Raw genomic sequence first — 7,676 nt, forward strand, 5'->3', positions numbered from 1 at the left:
CGCCTCATCGTCCCACGTCGGACAGGGCCAGGAGCTCGGCCGCGTGCGCGTGCGCCGCCTCGGAGTCCTCCTGACCCGACAGCATGCGCGCGAGCTCGCGGACGCGATCGGGCCCGTCGACCCGACGGACGTCCGACTCGGTCACCACGTCGACACCGTCGGACGTGGACTTGGTCACCACCAGATGACGGTCCGCGAACGCCGCCACCTGCGCCAGGTGGGTCACCACAAGCACCTGCGTACCCCGGGCGAGCGCCGCCAGCCGACGCCCGACCTCGATCGCCGCACGACCGCCCACGCCCGCGTCGACCTCGTCGAACACGAACGTCCCCGGCACGGCCGAACCGGGCGCCGAGGCGAGGGCGACCTCGAGGGCCAGCATCACGCGCGACAGCTCACCACCTGAGGCCCCCTTGCCCAGGGGCCTGGCCGGCGCGCCGGCATGCGCGACCAGCAGCATCTCCACCCGGTCGGGACCGTGTGGCCCCGGCTCGTCGAGCTCCTCCACGACGACCTGCAGGGACGCACCAGCCATGGCCAGCCCCGCCAGCTCGTCCGAGACGACGGATGCGAGCCGCTGCGCAGCCTGCGCGCGCCGTTCGTGCACCTGCGCCCCGACGTCCGCCAACCGTGCGGTCAGCTCCTGCACCCGCGCGCGCAGCGCCTCGATGCGCTCGTCGCCACCGTCCAGGTCGACGAGCCGTCGGCTCGCGTCCTGCGCCCAGGCCAGCACCTGTGTGACGTCGCTGCCGTAGCTGCGGGTCAGCGTGGCCAGCTCGGCCCGCCGACGCTGGGCGGCGTCCAGGCGAACCGGGTCGGCCTGCAGGTCCTCCAGGTACCCCGACAGCTCGGTGGCGACGTCCGCCAGGAGGTAGCCGGCCTCGGCCACCCGGACGGCGAGCGCGGCCAGCGCCGGGTCGTGCTCGCCGACCTGCTCGAGCAGCCGTCGCGCGTGCTCGACGGTGGCGACGGCCGAGGCCTCCTCACCGACCGCTTCGGCGTCCCCGGAGAGTGCGACGTGCGCACCGGCGGCCGCTGCCCGCAGGTCCTCGGCGTGCGCCAGCCGTTCGACCTCGTCGGCCAGGGCGACGTCCTCCAACGGCTGGGGGTCGATGCGTTCGACCTCCGCCAGACCCAGCCGCAGCAGCTCGGCCTCCCGGGCCAGCTCCTGCGCCCGCGACACGCGGTCGTCCAGCTCGGCCTCGACACGCACGCGCTCGGCCCACAGCTGCCGGTACTCCTCGAGCACGGCTCGGTGCTCGGCCCCAGCGAACGCGTCGAGTGCCTCGCGCTGGCGTGACGGTGAGCGCAGACGCGCCTGGTCGCTCTGGCCGTGCACGGTCACGAGCGCCTCGGCCAGCTCGCCGAGAACGGCCTGGGGCACCGAGCGGCCTCCGACGAACGCCCGTGAGCGCCCCTGCGCCTCAGGCCCGGGGGCGCTCACGGTCCGCAGCAGCACGAGGCTGCCGTCGTCGTCGAGGGTGGCCCCCGCTTCCTCGGCACGCTCACCGACGGCCGTGCCGGCCACCCCCGTGACCCGCCCTTCGACAGCCGCCTGACCCGACCCGTGACGCACGGCGCCGGGGTCGGCCTTCACACCCAGCAGCAGGGAGAGCGCCGTGAGCACCATCGTCTTGCCGGCGCCGGTCTCACCGGTGAGCACCGTCAGCCCGGGGCCGAGCGCGACGTGTGCGCGACCGATCACCCCGAGGTTGTCGATGCGGATCTCCTCGATCACGCCGGTGCCTCCCCTGTGTGCCTCGTCGGTGCCGTGTCCGGCGGTGGTGCCGGACGTCGGGGGACCACACGGTCCTCCCCGTGGCGCGGGTGCCCCCGCCAGCCCTCGACCGGCAGACCGAACTTGTGCACGAGACGGGTCGTGAACGGAGCGGGCGTCAGGCGCGCGAACCGCACGGGCACGGAGCTGCGCCTGACCTCGACGCGCGACCCGGGTGGCACCGCGATCCGCCGCCGCCCGTCGCACAGCAGGACACCCTCGGGGGAACGCTCGATCACCTCCACGGCCAGCACGCTGCGCGGCCCCACGACCAGCGGCCGCGAGAACAGGGCGTGCGCCGAGAGCGGCACGAGGATCATGCCGTCCACGTCCGGCCACACCACGGGGCCACCGGCGGAGAAGGCGTGCGCCGTCGAGCCGGTCGCGGTCGCCAGCACCACGCCGTCGCACCCGAACGACGACAACGGTCGAGCGTCGACCTCGACGATGACCTCGATCATCCGCGACCGCTCAGCCTTCTCCAGCGCGGCCTCGTTCAGGGCCCATCCCCGGGTCACCGACCCGTCAGGCGCCTGGACGCGCACATCCAGAGTGCCGCGCTCCTCGATCACGAAGTCGCCCGCGGTCAGCCGGCGCACGGCCTCGCCCACGTCGTCCCGCTCGGCCTCGGCGAGGAACCCGACGTGACCGAGATTCACACCCAGCAGCGGTACCCGCGAGCCCCGCGTGAGCTCGGCGGCCCGCAGCACGGTGCCGTCACCACCCAGCACGACGGCCAGGTCGAACGGGGGCAAGGACTCCGGGTCGGCGTCCTCCGGTGCGAGGACGGGCTCGACGCCGGCCCGTTCGAGCTCGCGGACGGCCTCCGCGGTCGCCTGCACGGCCTCCTCGCGGCCGCTGTGCGTCACCACCACGGCGCGGCGCGTCACGCGGCACCGTCCCGCACGACCGCTTCGATGCGCGCCACAGGGACCGCCTCCTCGTCCTGGTCCGTCGGACCGTCGGGTGCCGTCGTCGGCGGGTTCTGCGTCCTGGTCAACCACAGGAAGTACTCGACGTTGCCGCTCGGGCCGGGCAGCGGGCTGCGCACCACGTCGCGGACCTGCAGCCCGAGCCCCACAGCGCACCGCGCGACGGCCGTGACCGCCTGGACACGCAACCCGGGGTCACGCACCACACCCCCCGAGCCGAGCCGCTCGCGACCCACCTCGAACTGCGGTTTGACCATGACCAGCAGGTCCGCACTGTCGGCCGCGACCTCCACCAGCGCCTGCAGCACCAGCGTCAGCGAGATGAACGACAGGTCCGCCACGACCAGCTCCGGACGGGGCTCCACGTCACCGGCACGCAGCGCGCGCACGTTGACGCCTTCGCGGACCTCGACCCGGGGGTCGGCGCGCAGCGGCGCCACGAGCTGGTCGTGCCCCACGTCGACGGCGACGACGCTGCGGGCGCCACGGCGCAGCAGGACGTCCGTGAACCCGCCCGTGCTCGCCCCCGCGTCCAGGCACCTCCGACCGGCGACGCAGGGTCCGCCCTCCCCGAGGGCGTCGAGGGCACCGGCGAGCTTGTGGCCTGCGCGCGAGGCGTAGCCGGGATCGGCGGGGTCCTCGGCGACGGCGAGCACGCGTGCGGCGTCCACGGGTGTGGCCGCGCGGAGCACGGTCTCGCCGTCGAGGCTCACCCGCCCGGAGGCGAGGAGCTCGCCGGCATGACCGCGCGAGCGCGCCAGCCCGCGGCGCACCAGCTCACTGTCCACCCGTGCGACCACCGCCGCTCAGCCCTCCGCGTCCGCGAGTCGGTCCTGCAGGGCGCCGTGCACGGCGTCGAACGCCGCCACGTGCTCCCTCAGCGGGCGACCGTCGAGCCGGTCGAGCGTGGCCACGGCCTCGTCGACCGCGGCATCGCCCGTCGAGGGAAGGTCCTCCGGAGCGGAGGGCGCGCCGCCGTCTACCGTCTGCTCCACCTCGCCACCGACCCTTCTCGTCTCCGCCGGCCCGTGGTCCGTGCCGCGCTCGACCACGCTACCTGCTGGGACCCACCCGACCGCGGATGCCCACAGGCACCGGTGGAGCCGTCCCGGGCCGGTCCACGGCCACCGGCTCAGCCTTCGGTGGTCACCGGCACCACGAGCTCAGGTACGGCTGACGCGTCGAGCGGCGCGCCCCGGTCGGCCGCGTCCCACGCCGCCGCGCAGGCTGCACGCACCACGTCGAGCGCCTCGTCGGCACCGGCCCGCGGTCCGTCGAGCTCGAGCACGCCGTCGACCACCCGGGCGGCGGCCTCCCTGCACACCCACCACCCGTCCGCGGCCGGCGTCGGTTCCGGGTGCGGCTCGAGCAGGGTCCGCAGGTCGGCACCGATGTAGTGCGGTCGCTCCCCCGGCTGCGCGAGCACGTCGTCGCGGGCCGAGCTGACGCCGGTCAGCACGTGCAGCCCGGCGAAGCCACCCGCACGCGCTCCGGCAAGATCGGTGTCGAGCCGGTCCCCGACCACGAGCACGTCGTGCGCGCCGGCCCGCTCGACCGCCATGTGGTACATCGCCGGCGAGGGCTTGCCAGCGCTGTCGGGTGTCACGCCCGTCGCCGCACGCACGGCGCCCACGAGCGACCCGTTGCCCGGTGCCATCCCCCTGGCGGTCGGCAGGCTCAGGTCGAGGTTCGAGGCGACGTACCACGCCCCGCGTTCGACCGCGTAGGCGGCCTCTGCCAGCTGCGCCCAGCCGACCTCCGGGGCGAAGCCCTGGACGACCGCGTCGGGCGCCTCGTCGGCCGAGGTCACCACGACGAATCCGGCCGCCCGAACAGCCGTGACCAGGCCCGCCCCGCCCACGACGAGCACGGAGGAGCCCGGCTCCAGCCGGTCGGCCAGAAGGCGAGCAGCGGCCTGCGCCGCCGTCATCACCTCGGCCGGTTCGGTCGGGATCCCCAGGCCGGAGAGCTGACCGGCGACGGACTCGGGCTCACGTGAGGCGTTGTTCGTCACGAACACCACCCGCATCCCCCGTGCCCGCGCCCCACCGAGCCCGACGGCTGCGCCTTCGATCGGCTCGTGGCCGCGATAGGCCACACCGTCCAGGTCGACGAGCGCAAGGTCGTACCGCTCGGCGAGCGGCATGTCCGACCCGATCAGACCCGCCGCCGTCACTGGTCGCCCCCCTGCACCGCACTTCCGGTGCCCTGCACCTCGGCAGCCGACTCCTCGTCCGCGACGTCGTGCACGACATCGTCCCCACGCCCGGTGATGCCATCGCCGTCGGCGCCAGGCCCGTCATGTGCCGTGCCGACCTCGACACCGTCGTGGCCGGTGAGCGCTTCGTCGGCCGAGTCCGCGTGGGCCTCGACCTCGGTCACGTCGTCGGTCGGTCCGGTGCCCTCCTCGTCGGAACCGGCCGCGTCACCCTCCAGCGCCTCGACCTGCTCCGCCTCGTCGGCGTCCTCGTCGGTCAGGTCGAAGACCACGACCTCCTCGTCCTCGTCCACCTCACCGGCAGCCTCGGCCAGCTGGCTCGCCGAGTAGCGGGCGAGCTCGGCACGCGCCAGCTCCGGCTGGCCTGCCGCGTCGAGCGCCGTGGCACGTGCCTGCGCCACGCGCACCGCCAGCAGCCCTGTCGCAGCGCGCACCGACGCTGCAGCCAGGGTCGCAACAGCGGCCTCCGGCTGACCGAGATCCAGGCGCGCACCGCTGACGACGATCGCCAGCTCGACCCGTGCGGTCTCCTCGAGGGACTCCGCCTCCGGGTCCTGGGCGAGCGCAAGTGCCCGCTCGGGTCGCCCGAGGCCTCGTTCGCAGTCCGCCATGACCGGCAGGTGCTCCGAGGAGCCGTTGAGCCGTCGGACGGTACGCAGCTCGCGCAGTGCCTCCGCGTACCGGCCCGTCCGGTAGGCCGCGAGACCGGCGGCCTCACGCACGACATCCACGCGCCCGCCCCGGGCCACGGCCGCCTGGGCGTGCTCGTAGGCGAGCTCGGGCTCGTCGTCGAGAAGCCGACCGACCATCACGAGGTGGCGACCGACCCGGTCCGCGTTCTCCTTGCTCAGCGTCCGCAACCGTCCACGGACCTCGCGCGAGAGCTCGCCGAACACGACGTCGTCCGGGATCTGCGGACCGGCGACGCGCTGGTCCTGCGGCGGCCTCGTGGCCCGCGGCTCCTCTGCGGGGCCTCGTGCGAACCGGGCGTCTCGAGACGCCGCGAAGCCACCCCGCGGTGCCACACCACCGCGCGGTTGCTCGGACCATGTTCCTCCGGCACGCGGCTCACGGCCCTGACCGGCGCCACCGCTGCGCGGACGTTCCTCGCGACCTGCCCGCGGCGTGCGGTCATCAGGACCGCGGCGGAAGGACCGCTCGTTGCTCGCCGCTCCCCGCGAGCCGGCAGGACCACCCGCACGGGCGGGACCGCCCCAGGCACGCTCACCCTCAGCACGCGGCGGCCGGTTCCCCCCGTCGCGGCCGGCCGAAGGACGGCCCTGGCGGTCGTCGAACGACCGTCCGCCTCGAGGTGCACCCTGCTGACCCTCACCGGCACGCCCGGCAGATCCGCCGGCGAACCCACGTGTGTCGCCCCGACGCGGGTCACGGGCATCCTCACGAGGACCGCGAGAAGCCGCGTAACCAGCGCCCGCTCTCCGGTCGCCCGCACCGGACGCAGTCCGACCGTACCCGCCGCGCTCATCGGCAGCGGACGCCGGACGCCCATAGCCCCCGCGCGAACCGGCGCCTGCAGCCTGGTGACCCGAGCCGCGCCGCTCACCGCCGGCCGGACCGGCTCCACGCTGCTCCCAGGGACGTACGTCCCCGCGCGAGGAACCACCACGCTGACCACCGTCGCGCGAACCACGCTCGCCGTCCTGTGTCGATCTCGGCGGCCGCCCGTCCGGGAAGCGCCCTGCTGACGAGCCGCCTCCAGCTCCACCGCGTCGGTCGAACCCGGGGCGGTCCCCTCGCGTCGCCTCGGGCCGCCGCTCATCGCCGCTCCACGAGGCAGACCCTCCCCGTCCCGAGCCGCCGTGGCCGCCACCGGCAGCAGAGCGACCGGCACCGCGAGAAGCGTCGCCAGGCCGTCCGTCGCGAGCGTCGGCCGAGCGCGTGCCTGACCATCCACCACGCTGCGCGCTCGAGGAGGAGCGGTCAGCGCGCTCGTCACGAGCCCACGGACCACGCGACTCGCCGGCAATCGGGCGCCTGCGGGCACCTGCGGCGTCATCACGACGCGGACCTCGCGCGCCGAAGGACTGGCCACCGGACGCGCCGCGCCGCTCGGCGTCACCACGACCCTCAGAGCGACCGGCGCCGGCACCGCCGGCACCACGCCACGCACCACCGGAGCCGGCCGGCCGCTCACCACGCCCACCGGAACCACGACCGCCCGACGTATCCCGGCTGCCGGAGAACGAGCCGGGCTGCCGTACACCGTACGAGCGTGCCCCAGAGGACTCACCGCGCGAACCTGGCCGCTCACCGCCGGCCGTCCCGCGCGACGCTGCGCCGTAACTACGTCCCCCCTCGGACCGCCCACCGCGCGCAGGCGGAGTCGCGCCCCGGCCCGCGCCTGCCGGGCCGCGCCGGCCAGCGCCGGCAGCATCGTCGCGTCGGTTCCTGGCATCTCGCTCGTCGTCAGGCTTGCGCCCGCGGTACTCGCTGTTCATCTGTACGTTCTCCTCATCGCGGGACGTCCGCGCTCCATGGTCTCATCGCACCGCCCGCTGCGGTCACACCGAGCGCGGTCCTCGTCCTCGACAGTCATACGCACCGCACCGCTCGAGCACACCTAGGGCGCTTCGCCCGTCGCGTGCTGCCAAGTGCAGAACCGAGAAGCTCCTTGGTTCGGTGTCGGTGCCCGACCGTTCGTTCCGGGAAACACGAAGAGCCATCCCCTCGCGGGGATGGCTCTTCGTGAATGGTGTCCGGCGGCGTCCTACTCTCCCACACCCTGGCG

Annotated in this window: 6 protein-coding genes; all 6 read right to left on the bottom strand. The window is 74.7% G+C overall.

What is annotated here, in order from left to right:
• Window positions 1–4: 4 nt before the first annotated feature.
• Window positions 5–1,738 carry a DNA repair protein RecN gene (gene recN / locus ACTHAM_RS11530; protein ID WP_440687518.1) on the bottom strand — a complete coding sequence of 578 codons (1,734 nt, stop codon included), beginning with the start codon at window positions 1,736–1,738 and terminating at the stop codon, window positions 5–7.
• Window positions 1,735–2,667: an NAD kinase gene (locus tag ACTHAM_RS11535; protein ID WP_440687520.1), complete on the bottom strand. Its 933-nt coding sequence runs from the start codon at window positions 2,665–2,667 to the stop codon at window positions 1,735–1,737. The genes recN and ACTHAM_RS11535 overlap by 4 nt, the downstream gene beginning before the upstream one ends.
• Complete coding sequence (locus ACTHAM_RS11540; protein WP_440687522.1) at window positions 2,664–3,509, bottom strand: TlyA family RNA methyltransferase; 846 nt, start codon at window positions 3,507–3,509, stop codon at window positions 2,664–2,666. The genes ACTHAM_RS11535 and ACTHAM_RS11540 overlap by 4 nt, the downstream gene beginning before the upstream one ends.
• 6 nt (window positions 3,510–3,515) lie before the next feature.
• On the bottom strand, window positions 3,516–3,704 hold the full coding sequence (locus tag ACTHAM_RS11545; protein ID WP_440687524.1) for a hypothetical protein: 189 nt from the start codon (window positions 3,702–3,704) through the stop codon (window positions 3,516–3,518).
• 137 nt (window positions 3,705–3,841) lie between these two features.
• A complete protein-coding gene (locus ACTHAM_RS11550) occupies window positions 3,842–4,855 on the bottom strand; it encodes an HAD-IIA family hydrolase (protein ID WP_440687526.1) in 1,014 nt (337 codons plus the stop codon).
• A 26-nt stretch (window positions 4,856–4,881) separates the two neighbouring features.
• The gene (locus ACTHAM_RS11555) at window positions 4,882–5,823 is read right to left on the bottom strand and encodes a hypothetical protein (RefSeq protein WP_440687528.1); all 942 of its coding nucleotides are present in this window, start codon (window positions 5,821–5,823) and stop codon (window positions 4,882–4,884) included.
• Window positions 5,824–7,676: the final 1,853 nt, after the last annotated feature.

This window comes from Cellulomonas soli (genome assembly GCF_052036975.1).
Taxonomy (GTDB): domain Bacteria; phylum Actinomycetota; class Actinomycetes; order Actinomycetales; family Cellulomonadaceae; genus Cellulomonas; species Cellulomonas soli_A.

Coding starts and splice junctions, on each gene's coding strand:
- ACTHAM_RS11550 (WP_440687526.1), bottom strand. CDS start 4,855: ATGCCGCTCGCCGAGCGGTACGACCTTGCGCTCGTCGACCTGGACGGT.